Below are 24,298 nucleotides of genomic sequence, written 5' to 3'. Positions count from 1 at the left end.
TGGCGGATGTTCCCATGGTGGGCATGACGCGAATCGACAAGAACCCCAGGACCGGCGGCAACGCCGTCGAGGTGCGGGGGCTGGTCAAGCACTACGGCGAGACCAAGGCACTGGACGGCGTGGACCTCGACGTACGCGAGGGCACCGTCCTCGGTGTGCTCGGCCCCAACGGCGCCGGCAAGACCACCCTCGTGCGCTGCCTCTCCACCCTCATCATGCCGGACGCCGGACACGCCACCGTCGCGGGCTACGACGTGGTGAAGCAGCCCCGGCAGCTGCGCCGGGTCATCGGCCTGACCGGCCAGTACGCCTCGGTCGACGAGAAGCTCTCCGGCTGGGAGAACCTCTACATGATCGGGCGCCTCCTCGACCTGCCCCGCAAGACCGCGCGGACCCGCGCCGACGAGCTGCTGGAGCGGTTCTCGCTCACCGACGCGGCCAAGAAGGCCGCGATGAACTACTCCGGCGGTATGCGGCGCCGTCTCGACCTGGCCGCCTCGATGATCGGCAGCCCGGCCGTGCTCTACCTCGACGAGCCGACGACGGGGCTCGACCCCCGGACCCGTAACGAGGTCTGGGACGAGGTGCAGCGGATGGTCGCGGAGGGGGCGACCGTGCTGCTCACCACGCAGTACATGGAAGAGGCCGAGCAGCTCGCCGACGAGCTCACCGTCATCGACAAGGGCAAGATCATCGCCAACGGCGGGGTCGACGAGCTCAAGGCGAAGGTCGGCGGCCGCACCCTGCAGATCCGGCCCACGGATCCGGCGCAGCTGCCCGCCATGGTGCAGGCGCTCGCGGAGGCCGGTCTCGACGGGGTCGCCGGTTCGCAGGCCGTCCCGGACGAGGGAATGCTGTACGTCCCGATCCTCAGCGACGACCAACTGACCGCCGTCATCGGCCTGTTCGCCGGCCGGGGGCTGTCCATCGCGCACATCGCCACCGCGCTGCCCAGCCTGGACGAGGTCTTCCTGGCCATCACCGGCGAGAAGACGACCACGTCCGTGACCGACACGATCCCCGAGGAGGTCGCGGCATGAGCACGGCGACTCTGACGCCCGACGCCCCGACCGGCACCGCACCGGCGAAGGCGCTCCACGACGAGGGCCGGATCGGCCTGCGCGGCAATCTGCGGCACATCGGCGCGCTGGTGCGGCGCAACCTGCTCCAGATCAAGCAGGACCCGGAGTCGATGTTCGACGCGCTCCTGATGCCGGTCATCTTCACGCTGCTGTTCGTGTACGTCTTCGGCGGCTCCGTCGGCGGAAGCCTGGGCGGCGGTCGGCAGGAGTACATCAACTATCTGATCCCCGGCCTGATGGCGATGATGGGCATGAACATCGCCTCAGCGGTCGGCACCGGTGTCAACGACGACTTCCGCAAGGGCGTCATGGACCGGTTCCGGACGATGCCGATCGCCCGTTCCTCGGTCCTGATCGCGAAGATCGTGGTCGAGCTCGGCCGGATGATGGTCGCCACGGTGATCCTGCTGGCCATGGGCTTCGCCCTCGGCCTGGAGATCAAGACCTCGGTGCTCGGCCTGCTGGAGGCGGTCGCGCTGTCGGCGGTGTTCGGCGCCGCCATCATGTGGATCTTCATCCTGCTCGGGCTGTCCCTCAAGACGTCCCAGTCGGTTCAGGCGATGGGATTCCTCGTGCTGATGCCCCTGCAGTTCGGTTCGTCGATCTTCGCCCCGCCGGCCACGATGCCGGGCTGGCTCCAGGCCTTCACCGACTACAACCCGCTGTCCAATCTCGCGGACGCGGCACGTGGGCTGATGCTCGGCGGTCCGGTGGCGCACTCGGTGTGGCTGACGCTCGGCTGGGCCGCGGTCATCACCGCGGTGACGGCGCCCCTCGCGGTCGCCAAGTTCCGCAAGAAGACCTGACGCGCCCCCTCCGGTTCACTCCCGGTACGCGTCGAACAGGGCGATGGCCTCCTCCAGTGCGAGGCCATCGCCTTCGGCGTACGCGGCCTCGTAGCCGGCCTCGCCGAGAGCGGCGCGGGCCGCCGCCTCCGCCTCGGCGTAGTTCTTCCGCTCTATCGTCGTCCACACATGGCCGTTCGGCAGCAGACCCCTGCCCGCGCCCAGCAGCCGGGCGGCGAGGGCCGCCCTGCCCTCACCGCCGAGTCCGGCCAGGGCCCGCGCGAGGGTGACGAGGTTGATGACGGACATCTGGGGCGCCACCATCTGCGCCAGCGGGTCCCCGGACCGCTTCAGCGCCTGCCGGCTCCGGGCCACGGCCTCGGCGTACAGCCCCTCCTGGTTGTCCAGCCAGGCCTGCCCGCCCAGCACGAACCCTTCGAAGATCGCCAGGGTCTCGGATCTGAACGCGTCGCCCAGCTCGGCGTACTGTTCACGGGCCTCGGCGGTGCGGCCGGTGCTGCCCAGCAGCATGGCGAGGAAGAGACGCGCGAACGGCATCGCCTCGTGTCCCGCCGCCCGCCCCTCGGCGAGCACCTCGCGCAGGATCGCCTCGCCCTCGGCGCTGCGGCCCAGTTCGGCGAGCACGGAGGCGTACCGGGTACGGAGCACCGCCGCCTGGGACTGGGCACCGAGCCGCTCGGCGTAGCCGATGGCGGCCTGGTAGTCGTCGGCCGCACGGGTGTAATCGCCCCGTCGCTCGTTGGCCTCCCCGCGGGAGGAGAGCGACTCGGCGGCGCCCCAGTCGTCACCGAGCCGGCTGAAGATCTCCAGGCTCTCGTCGGCGTCCACGCGGGCCTCACCCGACCAGTCAGGGCGGTTGGCAAGCACATTGGCGCGCATCTGGAGCGCTGCTGCCAGCTCCCACTCGTAGCCGAACTCGCGGGCGGCACGGACCGTTTCGTCCACCAGTTCGCGCAGGTCCGCGACGCCCCCGGTGAGCATGACCGCGAAGAACCAGAGCGACGCGGGGGTACGGCAGGTCTGCGGCTGGCCCACCCGGTAGGTGGCGGCGATGACGCGCAGCCGCTCCATGCTCTTCTCGTTGGTCCACTCGTCCAACGCGTGGTCCATGCTGACCAGTTGGATCAGCGCGACGCCGCGCCTCGCCTCCTGGAGCAGCTCCGGACCCATCGGCGGCGGCGCGTCGGTGCAGCGTTCCCGGATCGACGGGGCGGGCCGGGCCGGCGGGGCGAAGGGATCCGGGCCCAGCGCGGCGGCCGCATCGGCCCAGTGCAGGGCGTCGGCGCGCAGATCGCGCATCTGCCAGTACCAGGAGAGCGAGAGCACCAGGCAGACCGCCTCCTGCTCGTCACCGGCGGCGACGGCGTGGCGCAGGGCGGTGCGCAGATTCTCGTACTCCCGCTGGAGGAGGCCGATGGCCGCCCGCTGCCCGGCGCCGCGCAGCAGGGGGTCGGTGGTACGGGCCAGCTCCCGGAAGTGCACCAGGTGGCGCCGCTCGACGGTGGCCCGCTCCCCGGCCTCGTCGAGCCGCTCGGCGGCGTACTCGCCGACGGTCTCCAGCAGCCGGTAGCGCATTTCCCCGTCGTCGGCGGGTGCGGCGACGACGAGGGACTTGTCGACGAGCGAACCGAGCACCCCGGCCACCTCGCGCGCGTCCTGCGGCCGGTCCGCGCAGACCGCTTCGGCCGCGGTCAGTGTGCAGCCGCCGGCGAAGACGGACAGCCTGCGCAGTACGGCGCGTTCGGATGCGTCGAGGAGGTCCCAGGACCAGTCGACGACCGCGCGCAGTGTCTGCTGGCGCGGCAGCACGGTACGGGCTCCGCTGGTCAGCAGGCGGAACCGGTCGTCGAGCCGGTCGGCGATCTGGCGTGGGCTGAGCATCCGCAGCCGGGCGGCGGCGAGTTCGATGGCGAGCGGCAGTCCGTCGAGCCGGCGGCAGATCTCGGCGGCGGCCGCCGCGGTCTCCTCGTCCGCGTCGATCCGGAAGCCCGGCTTCGCGGCGGCGCCCCGGTCGGCGAGCAGGCGCAGCGCCATCGGGTCGGGCAGCGGGTCGACGGGGCGGACGAACTCACCCGGTACACCGAGGGGTTCACGGCTGGTGGCCAGGACCGTGAGGTCCGGGCAGTGGACGAGCAGATGGTCGGCGAGCGCGGCTGCGGCCTCGATGACGTGCTCGCAGTTGTCGAGGAGCAGCAGCATGCGGCGCCGGGAGCAGTGCTCGGTCAGCCGGACGAGCGGGTCACCCGCGCTGCGCTCGGCGGCCCGGAGTTCCTCGGCGCCTGCGCCGCGCAGCACGGTCTCGCGGGCGCCGAGCGCGGTCAGTACCGCTTCGGGCACGGTCTGCGGGTCGTCGACGGGGGCGAGCTCGGCCAGCCAGACGCCGTCCGGCCAGGCGAGCCCGGCGGACTCGGCGGCCTCCTGAGAGAGCCGGGTCTTGCCCGCTCCCCCGGGCCCGAGAAGGGTGACGAGCCGGGCCTGCCCGAGGTCGTCCCGAAGCGCCTCGATATCGGCCTCGCGCCCGACAAAGCTGGTGAGCCTGGCGCGCAGGTTGCCGTGGGGTGCGGCGGGCGCGTACGGGGCCGGGGGGCCGTCGTGGGCGAGGGCAGGAACGGGGGTGCGGGCCGGCCGGGACGCCCGGTTCGGCACGGCGGTCGGGTCCGCCAGCGGCGGCCGGTTCGGCGCAGGCGCGTGGTGCGGCGCGGCGGCCGGCCCCTGCCCGGGCGTCCGACCGAGCCCGGGCGTGCGACCCGGCGCGGGCGCCCGACCATGTCCGACCCCGTGGTTCGACGCCGCCCGCGCCGGTTCCTGGCGCAGCAACTCCGCGTGCAGAGACCGCAGTTCCGGGCCGGGGTCGGTGCCGAGGCGGTCGGCGAGCACGGTGCGCACCTCCTCGTACGCCGCCAAGGCCTGCGCCGTACGTCCGGCGTCCCGCAGTGCCCGCAGGCGCAGCGCCTGGAGCGGTTCGTCTATCGGGTGGTCGGCGCAGAGCGCGACCAGTTCCGGCAGGACCTCGTCGGCGCGGCCCAGCGCCAGCGCCGCGGCGAGCCGGGTGCGCCGGGCGTCGAGTCGGCGGGCCGTCCAGCGGGTGGCGACGGCGCCGCGGTCGGGCAGATCGGCGAGGACCGGGCCCCGCCACAGGGCGAGCGCATCGTCGAGGACGGTGACGGCCGTGGCCGGATCGCCCGCGTCCAGGGCCCGCACCCCCTCCCCCGTGAGCCGGTCGAAGCGGTGCAGGTCGACCGCGTCTGGATCGGCGGCAAGCCGGTAGCCGCTCTCGGCGGAGGTGATGGCCTCATGGCCGAGAACCCGCCGGAGCCGGCCGACGAGCGCCTGCAGGGCACCCACCGCGTCGGCGGGCGGCTCGCCGTCCCACACCTCGTCTACGAGCACCGCGGCCGGCACCGCACGGCCGGGGCTCAGCGCGAGAACGGTCAGCAGGGCGCGCAGCCGCGCCCCACCGATGGCGACGGCCGTGCCGTCGTCGTGGAGTGCCTGCGTGGTGCCGAGGATGCTGTAGCGCACGCCCCTATTCTCCGTGACCGGAATCGGGAATCGGACAGACGCCCGGCAGCGGCGATCCGTTCCGGCCCTCGGCGTCGCCCAGCGGTTCCGCGGTATCGCTCGTCATGTGTCCACCCTGTCCGGAACCACCACCCGGATGCGAGTCGTTTCCGTCGTGTCGCCTGTACGGTCGGGACTCGTCCGGCACGTGACGCGCTCCCTCTTCTGCCGCCCAGCCACTTGGAGTCCGCTGATGACCACCGCAGTTGCCCGCAGCGACCGGCGGATCAGTCCCATCTTCCTCGGGATCGCCGCCGTCATGGCGGTCTCCGGCTGGGCGGTGTGGACGGACTTCGCCGAGTTGCCGGGGCTTGCGATCTTCCTCTTCGTCACGGCGGCCTGGGTCGTCTCGCTCTGTCTGCACGAGTACGCGCACGCGCGCACCGCACTGCACAGCGGGGACATCTCGATCGGGGCGAAGGGCTATCTGACGCTGAATCCCCTCAAGTACACCCATGCGCTGCTGAGCATCGTGCTGCCGGTGCTGTTCGTGATCCTGGGCGGGATCGGGCTGCCCGGTGGCGCGGTCTTCATCGAGCGGGGCCGGATCAGCGGCCGCTGGAAGCACAGTCTGATCTCGGCGGCGGGCCCCCTGACGAACGTACTGTTCGCGGTCGTCTGCACGGCGCCGTTCTGGCTGCACGCGCTGGACGGTGTCCCGTTGGGGTTCCGGTACGCGCTGGCGTTCCTGGCGCTGCTCCAGGTCACCGCGTCGATCCTGAACCTTCTGCCGGTCCCGGGGCTGGACGGGTACGGGGTGATCGAGCCGTGGCTGTCGTACAGGATCCGCCGCCAGGTGGAGCCGTTCGCGGTGTTCGGCCTGTTCGCGGTGTTCGGGCTGCTGTGGATCCCCGAGGTGAACACCGTCTTCTTCGATGCGATCCACGGCCTGTTGCAGTCGCTGGGCGTCAGCGAGTCCGACACGTACTGCGGCTTCGACGCCTACCAGTTCTGGCAGCAGTCGAATCCGTCCTGCGGCGTCGGTTAGGGGTGTCCGGCCGCGGTCATCCGGCGGCGGCCTCTGCGCGGTGCTTGCGCAGGTAGTACCACGCCATGTTGGAGGAGAGTCCGGCCAGCAGCACCCAGATGATCCCGAGCCAGGTGCCCTGGACGAAGGAGATCACGGCCGCACCGACGGCCAGGACGCAGACGGCGAGGGCGTAGAGAGCGAGGCGGGGCATGGGGGGCAGCTCCTGTCCGGGACGGCGCATGGTCCCGTCCAGTGTCCCTCATGCCCCGTTCCGCTCTCCGCAGGGTGCGGCCGTGGGCACCCTCCGGGCTCAGACGTCCGTGGCCCGCAGCCCGGCGTGCGCCTTGTAGCGGCGGTTGACCGAGATCAGGTTGGCCACCAGCGACTCGACCTGGTGGGCGTTGCGCAGCCGGCCCGCGAAGATTCCGCGCATGCCGGGGATCCGGCCGGCGAGCGCCTGCACGAGATCGGTGTCGGCACGGGCCTCGCCCAGCACCAGCACATCGGTGTCGATCTCCTCGATCGCCTCGTCCTGGAGCAGCACCGCCGAGAGGTGGTGGAAGGCAGCGGTGACCCGGGAACCGGGCAGCAGGGCGGCGGCCTGCTCGGCGGCGCTGCCCTCCTCGGGCTTCAGGGCGTACGCGCCCTGCTTGTCGAAGCCGAGCGGGTTGACGCAGTCGATGACGAGCTTCCCGGCGAGCTCGTCGCGCAGCGACTCCAGGGTTTTGGCGTGGCCGTCCCACGGCACGGCGACGATCACCACGTCGCTGCGGCGGGCGCACTCGGCGTTGTCGGCGCCCTCGACGCCGAGTCCCAGCTCGCCGGCGGCGGTCCGGGCGCGGTCGGCTGCACGGGAGCCGATGATGACCTTCTGCCCGGCGCGCGCGAGCCGGTAGGCGAGACCGCGGCCCTGCGGGCCGGTGCCGCCGAGCACGCCGACGGTCAGCGCCGACACGTCGGGGAGGTCCCAGGGGTCCTTGGCGGGGGGCTTGGGCGCGCTGCCGTTGTCATTCGTAGTCATGGCCCGACACTACTGCGCGCCATGGAGGGGAACGCAGCGTGTCACGCCAGCGACATCCGTCACTGCGCCTGCCCCCGTTCGAATGGTTCGGTGCCGTTCGCCGGTGCGGGTGGCGGGTCCTGCGGCATGATGCCGGGCCATGGATGCCGTACGCGTCGCCCTGCTCCGTGAAGTGCTCGCCGGGACCGAGTGGCCCGCCGCGGCCCGCCGGTTCGCGGGGGCCCTCCGGTCGTCCGTGGTTCCGCACGGCGGCGGGCTGCTTCTGGTGGGCACAGCGGCGTACGAGCCGTGGCACCTGGCCGCCCATCTGGTCGACGAGTCCACCTGGTCCGGGCTGCCGGAGCTGACGCCCACGCTCGTACGGCACCGGGTGGAGCCGGGGGATCCGGCGCATCTGGCCGTCGGTCTGGGCCGGATCGAGGCCGCCGGGCGGGGCGAGACGCTGTTCCTGGTGGCTCCGGAGCGGCCCGGGGACGAGCTGCTGGAACGGGTGCACGACGCGCGCCGGGCGGGAGCGACGGTGCTGTCGCTGGACGACGGCGATCCGGAGGTACGGGGGCTCGCCCATGAGACCCTCGCGGTGACCTGCCGCGACGATGTGGACCTGGACACCGTGCAGCATCTGGTGAGCGCGGCGGCCGGGGAGAACAGCGTCCCCGCACCGCGCGGCCGCCATCGCTTCCGGGACCGGCTGTCCCGGCTCGCCGACCAGCTGACCGCGCCGCCGCCCGCGCGCTGGTGACGAGGACGAGGCCGCCGTAAAACCGGTTGCAGAGGGCACGTACGACGCCGGACCATGACCCCTCGTGACCTCTGCCACCACCCTGCCCGCCAGGCTCTCCGCGCTCCTGCCCGATCTCTCGCCCTGGCGTTCCTCGGCCGATTTCCGGCTGCTGTGGGTCCAGGGCCTGGTCACCTACTTCGGCAGCTTCATGGCACTGATCGCGCTGCCGCTCCAGATCAAGGAGCTCACCGGTTCGCCGCTCGCCGTCGGCGCCATGGGCGCGGTGGAGCTGGTGCCGCTGGTCGTCTTCGGTCTGTACGGCGGGGCGCTCGCCGACTCCGCGGACCGCCGCAAGGTGATCCTGGGCACCGAGGCGGGGCTGGGGCTGCTCGCGCTCGTCCTCCTGGTGAATGCCGCGATGCCCGACCCGATGCTCTGGCCTCTCTATCTCGTCGCGGGCGGCGTGTCCGCGCTCGCCGGACTCCAGCGGCCCGCGCTGGACTCCCTGATCGCCCGGATCGTGCCCCACGACCAGCTCACCGCGGCCGCCGCGCTGAACTCGCTGCGCTGGCAGTTCGGCGCGATCACCGGCCCGGCGGTGGCGGGTCTGGTGGTGGCCTATGCGGGGCACGCCACGGCGTACACGGTCACCGTGGTCACGTTCACCGTCTCCGTGCTCCTCTGTCTGCGGCTGGCGCCCGCACCGCCCGCCGAACACGCACGGAAGCCGTCGCTGCGCGGCATCGCCGAGGGGGCGAGATACGCCTGGAGCCGGCCGGTGCTGCTGGGGACGTACGCGATCGACCTGGCGGCGATGTTCTTCGCCTTCCCGAACACGATCTTCCCGTTCCTGGCGGACGAGCTGGACGCCGAGTGGTCACTGGGGTTGATGTACGCGGCGGGGTCGGTCGGATCGCTGGTGCTGGGCCTGACCAGCGGCTGGACGTCACGGGTGCGGCGGCACGGGCTGTTCGTGGTGTTCGGGGCGGCGGCCTGGGGGCTGGCGATCGCGGCGGCCGGGTGGTTCAGCAATGTGTGGCTGGTGCTGGTCTGCCTGGCGGTGGCGGGCGCGGGCGACATGCTCAGCGGTCTGGGCCGCTCCACGATCTGGAACCAGACCATCCCGGAGGAGCTGCGCGGCCGGCTGGCGGGCATCGAGGTGCTCTCGTACAGCGTGGGGCCGCAGCTGGGCCAGGTGCGGGCGGGCGCCATGGCGGGCTGGACGGGCACCCGGTCCGCGATCTGGACGGGCGGGGTGGCGTGCGTGGCCTCGGTCGCGCTGCTGGCTGCGGCGCTGCCGAAGCTCCTCACGTACGACTCCGAGACGGACGCGGACGCGGTGCGGCGCCGGCAGTCCAGCCCCTCCGGCGTGTGAGGAGCAGGGTCCGGGGCCGGAGCCCCGGGGCAGCTGCCGGACGGGCCGGAACCCTACGCGTCGGTCTCCGGAGGCGTGGCGTTGTCGTGCCACTTGGGATCGGTCTCCCACTCCAGATTCCGCTCCTTCGCCGTGTCCATGGCGTGCTGCGCCTCCTCACGGGAGGTGTAGGGGCCGAACCGGTCCTTCGCGGGGCACTCGGGGCCTTCCTCGACCTTCTGGTGCACCAGGCAGTAGTACCACTCGCCCGGCTTGCCGACCGTGCGCTTCTTGAACAGGGCCATCATCGGCTCCTTTCCTCGGAGCCATGCTGCCCCAAGCTCGCTGGTTAGACTCGCTGACATGTCTGGCCAGTCGCTGCTCGTACCAGGGGAGATCACTCCCATCCGTTCCGTACCGGGAAATATCCGGCGCCCCGAGTACGTGGGCAAGCCGGCTCCTGCGCCGTACACCGGCCCGGAAATCCAGGACGCCGACACCGTCGAGCGCATGCGCATCGCCGGCCGGATCGCCGCACAGGCGATGGCCGAGGCCGCGAAGCACATCGCTCCGGGCGTGACGACGGACGAACTCGACCGCGTCGCCCACGAGTTCATGTGTGATCACGGCGCCTATCCGTCGACACTCGGCTACCGCGGCTTCCCCAAGTCGCTCTGCTCGTCGCTCAACGAGGTCATCTGCCACGGCATCCCGGACTCCACGGTGCTGCGCGACGGCGACATCGTGAACCTCGACGTCACCGCGTACATCAACGGTGTGCACGGCGACAACAACGCCACCTATCTCTGCGGCGATGTGGACGAGGAGTCCCGGCTGCTCGTGGAGCGCACCGAGGAGTCGCTGAGCCGTGCCGTCAAGGCGGTCCGCCCCGGGCGCCAGATCAATGTGATCGGGCGGGTCATCGAGTCGTACGCCAAGCGCTTCGGGTACGGCGTGGTCCGGGACTTCACCGGGCACGGGATCAATTCGTCGTTCCACTCCGGCCTGATCATTCCGCACTACGACAGCCCGCACGCGACCACCGTGATGCAGCCCGGCATGACGTTCACCATCGAGCCGATGCTGACGCTCGGGACACACCAGTACGACATGTGGGACGACGGCTGGACCGTGGTGACGAAGGACCGCAAGCGCACCGCCCAGTTCGAGCACACGCTGGTGGTGACGGAGACGGGCGCCGAGATCCTGACCCTTCCCTGACCCTTCGTACGCGATCCGCAACCCCGGCGAACGGGCGGAACCGGGCGTATCGTTTTACCGACGGACCGTCGGGAAGCTGTTGACTTAGGTAAGCCTAAGTAAGAGGATCGGAGATGTCGACAGCGGCTGCCGAGCGCAGTTGCTGTCGGCTTTTCCGTCTTCTTCCGGACTTCCCTCCCTCCTCGGTCCCCGGAGGCCCGCCTTGGACGCAACAGCCGCCACCACGCCCTTCTCGACACTGATCCGCACGGCGTCGCACGAGCAGCACACCGAGGCGGAGACCTCGACCTTCATGAGCGACCTGCTGGGCGGGCGGCTCGGAGTGGTTGCGTACACGCGCTACACCGAGCAGCTGTGGTTCGTCTACCGGGCGCTGGAGGAAGGCGCGGAGGCTCTGCGCACCGACCCGGTCGCCGGTCCGTTCATACAGCCGGAGCTGATGCGCACCGCGGAGCTGGAACGCGACCTGGCGCATCTTCGCGGTGCGGACTGGCGCAGGGGCCTGGAGCCACTGCCCGCGACGGCCGCGTACGCCGATCGGGTCACCGAGTGCGCGCGCCGCTGGTCGGCCGGGTACGTCGCGCACCACTACACCCGTTATCTCGGGGATCTCTCCGGCGGCCAGATCATCCGCGACAGGGCGGAGAAGACCTGGGGCTTCGCACGCAAGGGCGACGGCGTCCGGTTCTACGTCTTCGAGGGGATAGCCAACCCCGCCTCGTTCAAACGGGGTTACCGCGAGCTGCTGGACGCGGTGGACGCGGACGAGCTGGAGAAGAAGCGGATCGTCGACGAGTGCAGGAACGCGTTCGCGCTGAACACGGCGGTGTTCCGGGAGCTGGGCGAGGCGTTCCCCCGCAGCGCGTAGGCCCCACGGGGTGCGGAGGGCGGGACGACCGGGTTCCGGCGGTGGACCCGGTCACCCGTGCGCTCCGCCCTCGATCACCGGACGGGCCTCGATTCACCCGTCCGACGTCACGACACCGACGACACGCTTGCCCGTGCCAGCAGGACGCGGCCCCCGATCTCCACCGCGCCGTCCGGCGCGGGTGCGGTGAGGATCTGGGAGCCACGCCCTTGTGTGATGTTGAGGGCGCGGCCCAGTTGCGCGCTCAGCAGCAGCGCCGCCGCACCCGTCGCCTCGTCCTCGACGATCCCGTCGATGCGCCGCGGGAAGGCCCTCGCCCTCACCCGTCCCGCCGCCTCGTCCTCCCATGCCCATACGTACAACCAGCCCTCCCCCGGAGGAGGTCCGGTCAGCGCCTCGACCTCGGCCACGGATGCGTACTGCTCCAGCGTGCGCGCCGGAACCCACTCGGGGCGGGCCGCGATCCAGGTGAACTCGCCGTCCTGGCGGGCGTAGACGTCGCCGACCGGCAGCTCCAGGATCTCCAGGTCGAGCAGCCAGGCGGCGCCCACGAGCGGATGCCCGGCGAAGGGCAGCCGGAGTCCCGGCGTGTAGATGTCGACGTGCCCGCGCTCGGGATCGTCGACGAACACGGTCTCGCTGAAACCGAGCTGCCCGGCGAGCGCCTGCCGGGACGCCTCGTCGGGGTACGTACGCCCGTCGCGTACGACCCCGAGAGCGTTGCCGTGCTGTCCGTCCGGGCCGCAGAACACGTGCAGTACGTCAATTCCCGCGGGTACGCCGTAGTCACTCACGTGCGCATTCAAGCATCGTGCGGCCCGGTGGTGCCGCAGGGGCGGATCGGACGGTACGGCGACGGGGCCGCGGCGGCGGCCACCGGCACCGAGGCGCCCCGAGTTCGCACCGCCGAGAGTCGGTTGGCGATCTCTTGACCGTTCCTTGGGGATCCCATGGGCCGTCTGTGATCGCCCCGTTCTCCGGCACCCCAGGTGAGAGCTGAATCACTGCACCGGTGGGTACCGGTGAGGTAAGCCTCGGTTAAGTTAGGTCCGCCTCACCCGCCCTTTGCGGCCCTGTTCATCCTCTTCAGCCTTCGTGGAGCCCGTATGCGAGCCGTTCGATTCTCCGTCGTCACCGCTGTCGCCACCGCGGCGGCTCTGACCGCCGTCACGGGCTGCGCCGAGAAGAGCGACGGCAAGGGTGACGGCGCGGTGAAGGTCACCGCGAAGGACGACTCCTGCGCGGTGTCGAAGAAGAAGCTCCCTGCCGGTCACATCGCGCTCGCCGTGGAGAACAAGGGATCCAAGGTCACCGAGGTCTACGTCCTCTTCCCGGACGACCGGATCGTCGCCGAGCGCGAGAACATCGGCCCCGGCACCAAGGGCACCATCACCGCCGAGGTCAAGGCCGGTTCGTACGACGTCGTCTGCAAGCCCGGCATGAAGGGTGCCGGCTTCCGGCAGAAGATCGAGGTCACCGGCGGCACCGCGGTCAAGCGCAGCCCCGAGATGGACAAGGCCGTCGCCGGCTACCGCACCTATGTGCAGGCGCAGGCCGACGAGACGCTGCCGAAGGTCAAGGTCTTCACGGACGCCGTCGCCGCGGGCGACATCGAGGCCGCGAAGAAGGCGTACGCCGACTCCCGCATCGGCTGGGAGCGCACCGAGCCGGTCGCCGAGTCGTTCGGTGACATCGACCCGAAGGTCGACGTCCGCGCGGACGGCCTGGAGGACGGCCAGAAGTGGACCGGCTGGCACCGCCTGGAGAAGGCGCTGTGGCAGGACAAGAAGCTCGGCGCCGAGGAGAAGGCCCTCGCCCCGGTCCTCTACAAGGACCTGGTCGACTGGCAGAAGCGGGTCGGCAAGGCGGAGATCACCCCGACCTCGATGGCCAACGGCGCCAAGGAGCTCCTCGACGAGGTCGCCACCGGCAAGGTGACCGGTGAGGAGGAGCGCTACAGCCACACCGACCTGATCGACTTCAAGGCCAACGTCGAGGGCGCGCAGAAGTCGTACGACCTCCTGAAGCCGATCGCCTCGAAGAACGACGCGGCACTGACCGCCACCCTGGACAAGCAGTTCGCGGCGCTGAACACGCTGCTGGACAAGTACCGCGAGGACAAGAGCTCCTACGAGTTCACCTCCTACGACAAGGTCGGCAAGGCGGACCGCAAGGAGCTGTCGGACGCCGTCAACGCGCTGGCCGAGCCGCTGTCGCAGCTCGCCGCCGCAGTGACGAAGTAACGGACGGGGAGGCACCGGTCATGTCCGAGGAGAGCCAGAACACCGCCGGGACGGACGTCGCCGACGCGGGCGCCGCCGAGCCGGACACCACCGGGGGCCGCGCCCCGTCGCGCCGTGCACTGCTCGGCTGGGGCGGTGCCGGGCTGGCACTCGGCGCGGTCGCGGCCGGTGGCGCGGTCGCCGCGGTGCGTACGGAGAACGACGCCGTGCCGGCCGCGGACAGCGGTGCCGCGGTGCCGTTCCACGGTGTGCACCAGGCCGGTATCGCCACCGCCGTCCAGGACAGGCTGCACTTCGCCGCGTTCGACGTGACGACGAAGGACCGGGCCGAGCTGATCGCGCTGCTCAAGGAGTGGACGCGGGCGGCCGAGCGCATGACGGACGGTCACGCGGTCGGCGACGGGGCGTACGGCGGTCTCGCCGAAGCACCACCGGACGACACCGGCGAGGCGCTGGGGCTCAAGCCGTCCCGGCTCACCCTGACCATCGGCTTCGGTCCCTCCCTGTTCGCCAAGGGGAGGTTCGGCCTCGAGGACCGGCGCCCGGAGGCGCTCGTCGATCTGCCGAAGTTCCCCGGCGACAATCTCGACGCGGCCCGCAGCGGCGGCGACCTGTGCGTCCAGGCGTGCGCGGACGACCCGCAGGTCGCGGTGCACGCCATCCGCAACCTCGCCAGGATCGGCATGGGCCGCACCGCGATCCGCTGGTCCCAACTGGGCTTCGGCAAGACGTCGTCGACGACGCCCGACGCCCAGACTCCACGCAACATGATGGGCTTCAAGGACGGCACCCGGAACATCTCCGGCACCGACACCGCGGCCCTCGACAAGCACGTGTGGGTCGGCGAGAAGGACGACGCCGGCTGGATGACCGGCGGTTCGTACCTGGTGGCCCGGCGCATCCGTATGCACATCGAGACCTGGGACCGGACCGGACTCCAGGAGCAGGAGGACGTCTTCGGCCGGGACAAGGGCGAGGGTGCCCCGGTCGGCAAGGCGAAGGAGCGCGACGAGCCGTTCCTGAAGGCGATGCTGCCGACCGCCCATGTGCGGCTCGCCCACCCGGACAGCAACGACGGTGCGAAGATCCTGCGCCGCGGCTACTCCTTCACGGACGGCACGGACGGCCTGGGCCGGCTCGACGCCGGGCTGTTCTTCCTGGCCTACCAGCGCGATGTCCGCAAGGCGTTCATTCCGCTGCAGCGCCGCCTCGCGGCACACGACGCACTCAACGAGTACATCCAGCACGTGGGTTCGGCGCACTTCGCCGTCCCGCCGGGCGTCCGCTCCAAGGACGACTGGTGGGGCCGGGCGCTGTTCTCGTAACGGGACTCGAAGCGAAAAAGGAGAACCGAAACGTGTTCAGCAACTTCCTGATCGGCCTGCGCGAAGGCCTTGAGGCCAGCCTGGTCGTCTGCATCCTCGTCGCCTATCTGGTGAAGACCGGCAACCGGAGCAAGCTGCTGCCGATCTGGCTCGGGGTCTCCATCGCGGTCGTCGTCAGCCTGGCGTTCGGCGCGGGTCTCGAATTCGGCTCGCAGGAGATGACGTTCAAGGCACAGGAGGCGCTGGGCGGTTCGCTGTCGATCGTCTCGGTCGGCCTGGTCACCTGGATGGTGTTCTGGATGCGGCGCACCGCGCGGCATCTGAAGGCGGAGCTGCACGGCAAGCTCGACGCGGCGCTCGCGATGGGCACCGGCGCGCTGGTCGCCACGGCACTGCTCGCCGTCGGCCGGGAGGGGCTCGAGACCTCGCTGTTCGTCTGGCGTGCGGTGCATGCCGCGGACGACGGCTGGCACCCGATGATCGGTGCGCTGCTCGGGATCGCCACGGCCGTGGTGCTGGGCTGGCTGTTCTACCGCGGTGCGCTGAGGATCAACCTGGCGAAGTTCTTCACCTGGACCGGCGGCATGCTGGTGGTCGTCGCGGCGGGCGTGCTCGCGTACGGCGTCCACGACCTGCAGGAGGCCGAGTTCCTCGGCGGTCTGCAGAACCGGGCGTTCGACATCAGCGCCACGATCCCGCCGGACAGCTGGTACGGCACGCTCCTGAAGGGCACCTTCAACTTCCAGCCCGATCCGACCGTTCTTCAGGTCACGGTGTGGGCGCTGTATCTGATCCCCACTCTCGCGCTGTTCCTCGCCCCGGTAGGGTTCGGACGGTCAGTGGGGGCGACGGATCAGAAGGCGCAGAAAGCAACGGATGAGAAGTCTGAGGCCGATTCGGCTGGCGACGGGGCTCGCGACAGCGATGGTGCTGAGCATGACGGCGAGCGGGTGCGTGACGGTGCACGGCGAGCTGGAGATCGTGCCGGCGGCGACGAAGTCTGAGGCCGCGAAGGCCCTTTCGGACTTCACCACCGCGTACAACGCGGCGGACAAGGCCTACGACCCCGCGCTGGACGCGGACCGGGTCACCGGTGCGCTCGGAGCGATCAACCAGGCCGGTCTGCGGGCGCGGCAGAAGAACAACCCCGACGGCAACGCGAACCACCGGCCGCTGGAGCTGACCGACGCCACGTATCTCATCCCGAAGAAGGCCGGCTGGCCGCGCTGGTTCCTCGCGATCACCGACTCCAACCGCGACCAGGACAGCGGGAAGCAGGACACCAGCTGGCTGATCGTCTTCGTCCGGACCGGTCCCGACGCCGTCTGGAAGGCGTCGTATCTCGCGGTCGTGACGCCGTCCGAGCTGCCCGCGTTCGCGAAGGACGGCGACGGGCGGGCCCGGCCGGTCACCGCGGACAGTGCGGAACTGGCCGTGGCGCCGGAGGACTTGAGCACGTCGTACACGCAGTACCTGCAGAAGGGCACGCCGGACGTGTTCGCCCCCGGGGTCGCCACCTCGGCCTGGCGGGTCGAGCGCAGGAACAGCCGACGGGCGGGCTTCTCCTTCCAGTTCATCGACCAGCCGCTGGACGGCGGTACGTTCGGTCCGCTCGGCCTGGAGACGGAGGACGGCGGGGCGCTGGTCTTCTTCAGCAGCAAGCACTTCGAGCAGCAGACCGCCGCCAAGGGACTGCGACCGCCGGTCAACGCGGATGTACAGGCGCTGCTGACCGGCGAGGTGAAGACCACCCTCACCAAGGAGCGGGTCTCCAGCCAGCTGGTGTACGTCCCGAAGAAGGGCGCCGGGAACCGCGCCAAGGTGATCGTGCTGAACCGGCTGCCGGGGCTCACGGCGGCGAAGGGCTCGTAGGCGCGATTGCGCCGCCTGGCGGCGTCCCCTGCCGCCAGGGGCCGTCCTCCGCTGCTCGCGGCGCAGGGTTCCCGATGTGCCGCGGCGCAGGGTTCGCGAGACGCCGCGTCGCTCGCCCGTTCTTCCGCCGCGGGGGATCTCAGCGGCTGAGCGGCCAGGCCACCGAGTCGTGGTCGAGATCACTCTGGTCCGCCGTGTCGGCGTACTGCGCGCAGGCGTCGGTGAGCGTCTCCAGCAGCGTCAGCGGGTCCGGCAGCGGGTTCTCCGGGCCGCGGACCCAGTGCACGTCCAGTTCACCGGGGAGCATGGCGGGCGGCAGGAGTACGTAGCTTCCGCGGCAGTGCCAGCGCATCCCCGGATGCTCGTCCATGGTCTCGGGATGGCAGTCCAGCTCGCAGGGCCACCACTCGTCCTCGTCCTCGGGGGTGCCGCGGGTGGCGGTGAAGAAGAGCATCCGGTCGTCGCCGGATACGGCCACCGGGCCGACGTCGATGTCCGCGGCGAGGAGCCGCTCCAGAGCCTGCTTGCCCGCGGTCAACGGCACGTCGAGAACGTCATGGATCATGCCGGTCGCGGTGATGAAGTTGGCCTGCGGCTGACTGCGGGCCCAGCGCTCGATCTGGGCACGGTCGGTGGTGGACTGCGTCTGCCAGGCGAACGAGATGGGGTGCCGGGCGGGGGTGGGACAGCCGATGCGTTCGCACGAACATCGGTAGCCGACCGGGTGGGCGGCCGGCGAGATGGGCATTCCGGCTTCGGCGACAGCCAGGAGCAGCGCCTCCCGGGCGGTGTCGTCGACCTCGCTGTGCTGCGATTTGGGTCGTCGGCGAAGCCATTGGGAAAACTTGCTCTCCGTGCCGCGAGAACGGCCGAAATCGGCGCCCATCAATCCCCTTACCTCAGCGTTGCCCCTGCCTATGGTCCCACCATCCTGCGCCTCGGGTGGCCAGAGTTCTCAAGCGGGGTACGCGGACCGGCGCACCGAGCTGGGCACTATGCCAGTAATTCGACTGAAATGGCAGGTGTGGCTGAGCAGTGTCCGTCGGCGGAGCGGGACGGGTCGTAGCACCTCGACGCCTCTCCGTAGTCGTTACCGAGCCGCCTGTACAACCACCCGATCGGTTCACTGCGCGGTCGCCCCGGACGGCGCACCATGGGCTCACGCACGGACCCGTGCGAGCCCCGACTGTCCGCAGGCCACCCCTGCTGTCCGTGAGGAGCCCCCATTGCCTCGTGAAGCCACACCCTCATCGCTTCGTGAAGCGACTCCGCGCCGCTATCTGATGTGCGCCCCGACCCATTTCGAGGTCACGTACTCCATCAACCCGTGGATGGACCCGAGCAAGCCGGTCGATCTGCAGCTGGCCCAGGCGCAGTGGGAGGACCTGCGCGACCGCTACCGGGCGCTCGGCCACACCGTCGAGCTGCTCACCCCGCGTCCCGACCTGCCCGACATGGTCTTCGCCGCCAACGGAGCCACCGTCGTGGACGGCCGGGTGCTGGGCGCCCGGTTCGCGTACCAGGAGCGGTACCCCGAGGCCGAGGCGCACCGGGACTGGTTCCGGGGCCACGGCTTCACCGAGATCCACGAGCCGGCCCACGTCAACGAGGGCGAGGGCGATTTCGCGGTCACCTCGTCGTACCTGCTGGCCGGGCGCGGCTTCCGGTCCAGTCCGCTCTCGCACGGCGAGGCGCAGGAGTTCTTCGGACGGCCGGTGATCGGGCTCGATCTGGTGGACCCGCGCTACTACCACCTGGACACGGCACTGTGTGTACTCGACGAGGCGGGCGACGAGATCATGTACTACCCGGGCGCCTTCTCGCCGGGCAGCCGCTCCGTGCTGAGGCGACTCTTCCCCGACGCGTTGACAGCCGAGGAGGCCGACGCCGCCGCGCTCGGGCTGAACGCGGTCAGCGACGGCCTCCACGTGCTGGTGCCCCAGGGTGCCGCGGGCCTCTTCGACCCGCTGCGGGCACGCGGTTTCGAACCGGTCCCGATGGACCTGAGCGAGCTGCTCAAGGGCGGCGGCAGCGTGAAGTGCTGCACCCAGGAGCTGCGCGGTCAGGTCCCTCCTCCGGCCTGATCCGGGAAGGAGACCCTCAGGCGTCGTCACCGGGGGGCGGCCAGGCGTCGCCCCACGCGGTGTCCCGGGCGGCCCGGTACAGCTCGCCGTGCCGCTTGGTGACCGTGGAGCGCTTGAGTGCCTCGTCGCGGGTGCAGAGGTCCAGCAACACCTGCCCCTTGCGGATCTGCGGCTTACGGGTGACCCGGGCGGCTACGGGCTCGGCGGCGAAGCGGGTCGCCACGACATAGCTGAACTTCTCGTCCTCGTACGGCAGCGATCCGCCCTTCACCTGACGGTGCAGCGAGGAGCGGCTGACCCGGGCGGAGAAGTGGCACCAGTCGGTGCCCGGCTCGATGGGGCACGCCTCGCTGTGCGGGCACGGCGCGGCGACCGTCAGCCCGGCGGCGATCAGCCGGTCGCGGGCCTCGATGATGCGGGCGTATCCGTCGGGGGTACCGGGTTCGACGATCACGACGGCCTGTGCGGCGGCCGCGGCCGTGTCGACGAGGGCGGTGCGGGCGGCCGCCGTCAGCTCCCCCAGTACGTAGCTGACGGTCACCAGGTCCGTGGGGTCGAGCTCCAGGCCCGCACCGATCCGGGCCCGCCGCCAGTCGGCGGCGCGCAGGGCCTCGACACCGGAGGCCCCGGCCAGTTCCCGGCCGAGGACGAGGGCGGGCTCGGCCCAGTCGAGGACGGTCGTCCGGTGCCCCTCCCAGGCCCCGGCGACGGCCCAGCTCGCCGCGCCGGTGCCGCCGCCGATGTCGGTGTGGGTGGCGGGTACCCACTCCGGAGCGGCCTCGCGCAGGGCGGCGAGGGCGGACCGTACCGCTTCGAAGGTCGCGGGCATCCGGTACGCGGCGTACGCGGCGACGTCCGAGCGGTCGCGGAGCACCGGGGCATCGGTCGGGGTGGTCCCCCGGTAATTGGCGATAAGCCGGTCGACGGCCTGGGCGGCCTGCTTGGGCGGCAGTCCGTCGAGTAGTCCGGCCAGCGCCGTGCGCAGGCCTGCCGCGGTGGAGAGGGTGACGTTCACCGAAAAAATTGTAGGCGGACACGACCGGCCGTTCTCCGGCCGGTGCACGTCCCGTCCGGCACACCGTCGCCCGCATTCGGTCCCCGCACCACCGCCGCCGAGCTGAACTGCCGCGGCGCCTGGGCCAGTTGCTACGCTGATCGGCGCGAGGTCAGGAATGCTCACGTGAGGTCGGGAATGCTCATCAAGGGGACCATGCGACAGAAGATCGTGCGCCTGACTCTGGTCGCCGGGGTGCTGGTGCTTGCCCTGCTGCTTCTGCTGGCCACCTGCGGTGCCGGGGGGAACGGGAAGAAGGGTGAGGGGGGCAAGGGCGACAACGGGCCGAAGAAGCCGGTTCAGACGGGTACGGGCCCGGCGACACAGCTCACCGTTCCTCCCGCGTACACGACCCGACGCGGCTGGGAGCTCATCAACACCTCCCCCGACTACGCGATCTCCCGGACGACGGGACGCCTCGCCTATCTGCTGCGGGTCTCCGACAACCAGTACCGGCTGGAGACCATCGACTCGGAGACCGGGAAGGCCGGCTGGAAGGGCGAGAACTGGCGGCCGCCGGCCTCGAAGCACTTCCCGAAGCTGCTCCTGGTCACCAAGGACGACGTGGAGTACTTCGTCACGTGGGCGTACGGGAAGGTCGGTGTGAACGCGCTGACCCCGGCCGACACGATCGTCTCCCTCGACGTGTACAACGCGACGGACGGCTCCCGGCAGCGCATAGAGGTGCCGTGGAACTCCGCACCGACCGTCGACACCAGCGGACCCGGCATCCTGATCAGCGACGGCCGCACGAACAGCGTGCTGGTCGACCCGGCGAGCGGCCGGATCACGAAGATCGCCCCCACGGCGCTGAAGTACCCGAAGGACTGCCGCTCCTGCAGGCAGCTCACCGAGGTGTTCGGACTGACCACGAAGGGGCTGCTGGTCAGCGGGGCACGGGAGTTCTGGGTGCAGGGCGGCTGGTTCAGCCGGAACGTCGCCCCGAAGGGCACCGACCGTTCCAGCGGGATCCCGACCTCGGTGGCCCCCGGGTGGGTGCTGGCGAAGTGGCAGCTCGCGAAGGGCCAGAAGCGGGCGACGACCCATGACCTGTGGGCGGTGCACGACGCGGAGACGGGAAAGCCGGTGGCGACGGTGGAGTGCCACAAGGTGGCGATCAAGCCGGGCCAGTATCCGCAGGCCGTCATGTCGCCCTCGCGGACGTACCTGGTGGCCGGGAACCTCGCCTTCGACCTGGAGACGAAGAAGGGTTTCTGTCTCGAGGCGACGGACGGCTCGAAGCCGCTGACCCTGGTCTCCGTGACGGACGAGGGCATCGCGTACGGCGCGACGCCCGGACGCAACGCGGCGGACGTGCTGGCCGGCCGCGGCCGTCCGGCACAGGTCGAGGTCACCAGCGGGGTGCCGGAGGCACTGCCCGCGAATGTGCGGCTGCCGGCCACGGAGGCCGCGGCGGGGGTCGGCGTGTTCCGGTGGACGGACGAGCTGGACCGGCTGCATCTGCTCGGCTACCCGCGCGCCGACCGCTGAGCGCTGTCCCGTAATGCCTGGTGGATCGGCGCGCGGCGTCAGATGCGGTGCGCCGCAAGACGGAGAGGCGCCATCGTACTGGTCGTATTCGGGCGTTCCGACAACGCGGGGCGAGGTGCCGGAGTTGTCGTCGTGCGCCCGCCAGGGATTACGGGACAGCCCTCAGGAGGTGCCGGACGGATCCTGGCCGGACATCCCCTGGGCGCGAGTGGCCCGAGGGGGCCCTTGCTCAAGCCCTTGCGCCACCGCGCTGCCAGGGGCGGCACAGACCCAGGAAGCACGCCATGGCGCCGACCGCGCACACCAGCTGGACGACCGCCATGGGTACGGCCGTCGCGTCTCCCGCGATCCCGACGAGCGGTGAGGCGATCGCCCCGATCAGGAACGATGACGTACCGAGCAGCGCCGAGGCGGAACCCGCGGCGTGCTTGGTACGCATCAGGGCCAGGGCGTTGGTGTTCGGCATCGCCAGCCCCATCGCCGACATCAGCACGAAGAGCCCGGTGGCGACCGGCACGAGACCGACGTCGCCGAAGGCCCCGGACGTCATCAGCAGCAACGCGGTCGCGGCCAGCACGATGACCCCGAGCCCGAAGCCGAGCGCCTTGTCCAGGCTGATCCGGCCCACCAGTATCTTGCCGTTGATCTGGCCGACGGTGATCAGACCGATCGAGTTGATGCCGAAGAGCAGGCTGAAGGTCTGCGGCGAGGCACCGTAGATCTCCTGCACGACGAACGGCGAGGCGCTCACGTACGCGAAGAGGGCCGCGAAGGCCAGGCTGCCCGCGACCATGTAGCCGGTGAACGTACGGTCGCCGAGGAGTCCGCGCATGGTGCGCAACGCGTCACCGACGCCGCCGGTGTGCCGCTCCTCGGGCGGCAGCGTCTCGTGCAGCCACTTCCAGACGACCAGGGTGAGCAGCACGCCGACGACCGTGAGGACGGCGAAGATGCCCCGCCAGTCGGTGAACCGCAGCACCTGTCCGCCGATCAGTGGCGCGATGACCGGTGCGACGCCGGAGATCAGCATCAGGGTGGAGAAGAACCGGGCCATCTCCACGCCGTCGTACATGTCACGGACCACGGCCCGGGCGATGACGATGCCGGCCGCACCGGCCAGTCCCTGCAGGAGGCGGAAGCCGATGAGGAGTTCCGTGGTGGGCGCGAAGACGCAGAGCGCGGTGGCGAGTACATAGACGACCATGCCGAGCAGGAGCGGCCGGCGCCGGCCCCACCGGTCGCTCATCGGTCCGACGACGACCTGGCCGAGCGCCATGCCGCCGAGGCAGGCGGTGAGGGTGAGCTGGACGGTGGCGGCGGGGGCGTGCAGGGCGTCGGTGACCGCGGGGAGCGCCGGGAGATACATGTCCATGGAGAGCGGCGGAAGTGCGGTGAGACCGCCGAGGACGAGAGTGACGAGAAGCCCGGTGCGCCGGGCCGCGGCTGTTGCGGTCGGACCGGTCGCGGCAGTGATGCCCGTCCGGTCGGTCGGTATGTGGGTGTGCTGGGCTCGGCTCACGCCGCTCTCCGGCATTCTCATCTCCAAATAGTTGAATCCGCCCTCTATGCTCTCAGCTCAGCCGGAGTGGTCGAGACCTTTTTGGGAGCAGGCATGAGCAGGACCGTGCGTTGGGGTGTGCTGGCTACGGGTGGCATCGCCGCGACCTTCACCGCTGACCTTCAGGCGGTGCCCGGCACGGAGGTGGTAGCTGTGGCCTCGCGCACCGATACGTCGGCCAAGGCGTTCGCCGAGCGGTTCGGGATACCCAGGGCGTACGGCAGCTGGGCCGAGCTTGCCGCGGACGACGAGGTCGACGTGGTGTACGTGGCCACCCCGCACTCCGCGCACCGGGAAGCCACCGCGCTCTGCCTGAAGGCCGGGAAGCACGTGCTGTGCGAGAAGGCGTTCACGCTCAATTCCCGGGAGGCGGAGGAGCTCGTGGCGCTCGCCCGGGACCGTGGCCTCTTCCTGATGGAGGCGATGTGGACGTACTGCAACCCGGTCATCAGGCGGCTGACCGCGCTGATCGCCGACGGTGCCATCGGCGACATCCGCACCGTACAGGCCGACTTCGGGCTCGCAGGCTCGTTCGGCCCCGACCACCGGCTGCGGGACCCGGCGCTGGGCGGGGGTGCGCTGCTGGACCTGGGGGTGTATCCGGTGTCCTTCGCACAGCTGCTGCTGGGTGAGCCCGACCGGATCCAGGCCGATGCGCTGCTCTCTCCGGAGGGCGTCGACCTGAACACCGGCATGCTGCTGGGCTGGGAGTCGGGCGCCACGGCGCTGCTCAGCTGCTCGGTGGTCGCGGACACCCCGCAGACCGCCTCGATCGCGGGCACCCGTGGCCGGATCGAGTTCCCGCGCGGCTTCTTCTACCCGGAGCGGTTCGTGCTGCACCGGCCGGGACACGACCCGCAGGAGTTCACCGCGGGGTCGTCGGCCGAGGGGCTCAGCGGGATGCAGTTCGAGCAGGCCGAGGTGGTACGGGCGCTGCTGGCGGGCGAGACGGAGTCACCGCTGGTGCCGCTGGACGGTTCGCTGGCGGTGATGCGGACGCTCGATGCGGTACGGGACCGCATCGGCGTCCGCTACCCGGCGGACGGCATCGGCTGACCGGGACG

22 protein-coding genes are annotated in these 24,298 nt (G+C 70.9%); 14 read left to right on the top strand and 8 right to left on the bottom strand.

Annotated features, from left to right (window positions below; all coding sequences use genetic code 11):
* The first annotated feature begins 14 nt into the window (after positions 1 to 14).
* Positions 15 to 1,040 carry an ATP-binding cassette domain-containing protein gene (locus OG963_RS31295; RefSeq protein WP_093774745.1) on the top strand — a complete coding sequence of 342 codons (1,026 nt, stop codon included), beginning with the start codon at positions 15 to 17 and terminating at the stop codon, positions 1,038 to 1,040.
* Complete coding sequence (locus OG963_RS31290) at positions 1,037 to 1,888, top strand: ABC transporter permease (RefSeq protein WP_093774743.1); 852 nt, start codon at positions 1,037 to 1,039, stop codon at positions 1,886 to 1,888. Before OG963_RS31295 ends, OG963_RS31290 begins: the two co-directional genes overlap by 4 nt.
* Positions 1,889 to 1,903: 15 nt before the next feature.
* Here OG963_RS31290 and OG963_RS31285 read toward each other — a convergent pair whose 3' ends face one another.
* Positions 1,904 to 5,410: a BTAD domain-containing putative transcriptional regulator gene (locus tag OG963_RS31285; protein ID WP_093774741.1), complete on the bottom strand. Its 3,507-nt coding sequence runs from the start codon at positions 5,408 to 5,410 to the stop codon at positions 1,904 to 1,906.
* A 232-nt stretch (positions 5,411 to 5,642) separates the two neighbouring features.
* Between OG963_RS31285 and OG963_RS31280 the strand changes: the two genes are divergently transcribed.
* Complete coding sequence (locus OG963_RS31280) at positions 5,643 to 6,437, top strand: site-2 protease family protein (protein WP_030926161.1); 795 nt, start codon at positions 5,643 to 5,645, stop codon at positions 6,435 to 6,437.
* A 16-nt stretch (positions 6,438 to 6,453) separates the two neighbouring features.
* On the opposite strand, the gene OG963_RS31275 is transcribed toward OG963_RS31280, so the two are convergent.
* Both OG963_RS31275 and npdG read right to left on the bottom strand, forming a co-directional pair.
* A complete protein-coding gene (locus OG963_RS31275; protein WP_176902223.1) occupies positions 6,454 to 6,630 on the bottom strand; it encodes a hypothetical protein in 177 nt (58 codons plus the stop codon).
* A 99-nt stretch (positions 6,631 to 6,729) separates the two neighbouring features.
* Positions 6,730 to 7,440: an NADPH-dependent F420 reductase gene (gene npdG, locus OG963_RS31270; RefSeq protein ID WP_093774739.1), complete on the bottom strand. Its 711-nt coding sequence runs from the start codon at positions 7,438 to 7,440 to the stop codon at positions 6,730 to 6,732.
* 139 nt (positions 7,441 to 7,579) lie between these two features.
* Between npdG and OG963_RS31265 the strand changes: the two genes are divergently transcribed.
* On the top strand, positions 7,580 to 8,182 hold the full coding sequence (locus tag OG963_RS31265; RefSeq protein ID WP_030926157.1) for a hypothetical protein: 603 nt from the start codon (positions 7,580 to 7,582) through the stop codon (positions 8,180 to 8,182).
* Between the two features lie 64 nt (positions 8,183 to 8,246).
* Positions 8,247 to 9,539 carry an MFS transporter gene (locus OG963_RS31260; protein ID WP_030926155.1) on the top strand — a complete coding sequence of 431 codons (1,293 nt, stop codon included), beginning with the start codon at positions 8,247 to 8,249 and terminating at the stop codon, positions 9,537 to 9,539.
* Positions 9,540 to 9,592: 53 nt separating this feature from the next.
* Here OG963_RS31260 and OG963_RS31255 read toward each other — a convergent pair whose 3' ends face one another.
* Positions 9,593 to 9,823, bottom strand: a complete 231-nt coding sequence (locus OG963_RS31255) for a hypothetical protein (RefSeq protein ID WP_176902222.1) — start codon at positions 9,821 to 9,823, stop codon at positions 9,593 to 9,595.
* A gap of 58 nt (positions 9,824 to 9,881) precedes the next feature.
* Between OG963_RS31255 and map the strand changes: the two genes are divergently transcribed.
* A complete protein-coding gene (gene map, locus OG963_RS31250) occupies positions 9,882 to 10,739 on the top strand; it encodes a type I methionyl aminopeptidase (RefSeq protein WP_093774735.1) in 858 nt (285 codons plus the stop codon).
* Between the two features lie 202 nt (positions 10,740 to 10,941).
* A complete protein-coding gene (locus OG963_RS31245) occupies positions 10,942 to 11,607 on the top strand; it encodes a heme oxygenase (biliverdin-producing) (RefSeq protein WP_093774733.1) in 666 nt (221 codons plus the stop codon).
* A gap of 107 nt (positions 11,608 to 11,714) precedes the next feature.
* On the opposite strand, the gene OG963_RS31240 is transcribed toward OG963_RS31245, so the two are convergent.
* Positions 11,715 to 12,401, bottom strand: a complete 687-nt coding sequence (locus tag OG963_RS31240; RefSeq protein WP_093774731.1) for a PhzF family phenazine biosynthesis protein — start codon at positions 12,399 to 12,401, stop codon at positions 11,715 to 11,717.
* Positions 12,402 to 12,713: 312 nt separating this feature from the next.
* Here OG963_RS31240 and efeO point away from each other — a divergent pair, with 312 nt between their 5' ends.
* The 4 genes from efeO to OG963_RS31220 are packed head-to-tail and all read left to right on the top strand — an operon-like array spanning position 12,714 to position 17,047.
* Positions 12,714 to 13,850, top strand: a complete 1,137-nt coding sequence (efeO, locus tag OG963_RS31235; RefSeq protein ID WP_030926146.1) for an iron uptake system protein EfeO — start codon at positions 12,714 to 12,716, stop codon at positions 13,848 to 13,850.
* Positions 13,851 to 13,870: 20 nt separating this feature from the next.
* On the top strand, positions 13,871 to 15,175 hold the full coding sequence (gene efeB, locus OG963_RS31230) for an iron uptake transporter deferrochelatase/peroxidase subunit (RefSeq protein ID WP_319324856.1): 1,305 nt from the start codon (positions 13,871 to 13,873) through the stop codon (positions 15,173 to 15,175).
* Positions 15,176 to 15,207: 32 nt separating this feature from the next.
* Positions 15,208 to 16,179, top strand: a complete 972-nt coding sequence (gene efeU, locus OG963_RS31225) for an iron uptake transporter permease EfeU (RefSeq protein WP_030926142.1) — start codon at positions 15,208 to 15,210, stop codon at positions 16,177 to 16,179.
* On the top strand, positions 16,112 to 17,047 hold the full coding sequence (locus OG963_RS31220) for a hypothetical protein (RefSeq protein WP_256223473.1): 936 nt from the start codon (positions 16,112 to 16,114) through the stop codon (positions 17,045 to 17,047). The genes efeU and OG963_RS31220 overlap by 68 nt, the downstream gene beginning before the upstream one ends.
* A gap of 139 nt (positions 17,048 to 17,186) precedes the next feature.
* Here the strand turns inward: OG963_RS31220 and OG963_RS31215 are convergent, their stop codons facing one another.
* The gene (locus tag OG963_RS31215) at positions 17,187 to 17,933 is read right to left on the bottom strand and encodes a bifunctional DNA primase/polymerase (RefSeq protein ID WP_093774725.1); all 747 of its coding nucleotides are present in this window, start codon (positions 17,931 to 17,933) and stop codon (positions 17,187 to 17,189) included.
* A 340-nt stretch (positions 17,934 to 18,273) separates the two neighbouring features.
* Between OG963_RS31215 and ddaH the strand changes: the two genes are divergently transcribed.
* The gene (ddaH, locus tag OG963_RS31210) at positions 18,274 to 19,131 is read left to right on the top strand and encodes a dimethylargininase (RefSeq protein WP_371126408.1); all 858 of its coding nucleotides are present in this window, start codon (positions 18,274 to 18,276) and stop codon (positions 19,129 to 19,131) included.
* Between the two features lie 16 nt (positions 19,132 to 19,147).
* On the opposite strand, the gene OG963_RS31205 is transcribed toward ddaH, so the two are convergent.
* Positions 19,148 to 20,146 (bottom strand): small ribosomal subunit Rsm22 family protein, encoded by a 999-nt coding sequence (locus OG963_RS31205; protein WP_093929569.1) that lies wholly within the window; start codon positions 20,144 to 20,146, stop codon positions 19,148 to 19,150.
* Positions 20,147 to 20,341: 195 nt separating this feature from the next.
* Here OG963_RS31205 and OG963_RS31200 point away from each other — a divergent pair, with 195 nt between their 5' ends.
* Entirely contained in the window at positions 20,342 to 21,676 is a 1,335-nt protein-coding gene (locus tag OG963_RS31200; protein ID WP_093929710.1) for a hypothetical protein, read from the top strand.
* 229 nt (positions 21,677 to 21,905) lie between these two features.
* On the opposite strand, the gene OG963_RS31195 is transcribed toward OG963_RS31200, so the two are convergent.
* Positions 21,906 to 23,210, bottom strand: coding sequence for a multidrug effflux MFS transporter (locus tag OG963_RS31195; protein ID WP_093774719.1), 1,305 nt, complete (start codon positions 23,208 to 23,210; stop codon positions 21,906 to 21,908).
* A 78-nt stretch (positions 23,211 to 23,288) separates the two neighbouring features.
* On the opposite strand from OG963_RS31195, the gene OG963_RS31190 reads away from it, so the two are divergent.
* Entirely contained in the window at positions 23,289 to 24,290 is a 1,002-nt protein-coding gene (locus OG963_RS31190) for a Gfo/Idh/MocA family protein (protein ID WP_176902220.1), read from the top strand.
* The last annotated feature ends 8 nt before the right edge of the window (positions 24,291 to 24,298 follow it).

The organism is Streptomyces sp. NBC_01707, assembly GCF_041438805.1.
In the GTDB taxonomy this organism is placed as follows: domain Bacteria; phylum Actinomycetota; class Actinomycetes; order Streptomycetales; family Streptomycetaceae; genus Streptomyces.
This window is presented reverse-complemented; position numbering and strand designations above follow the sequence as displayed.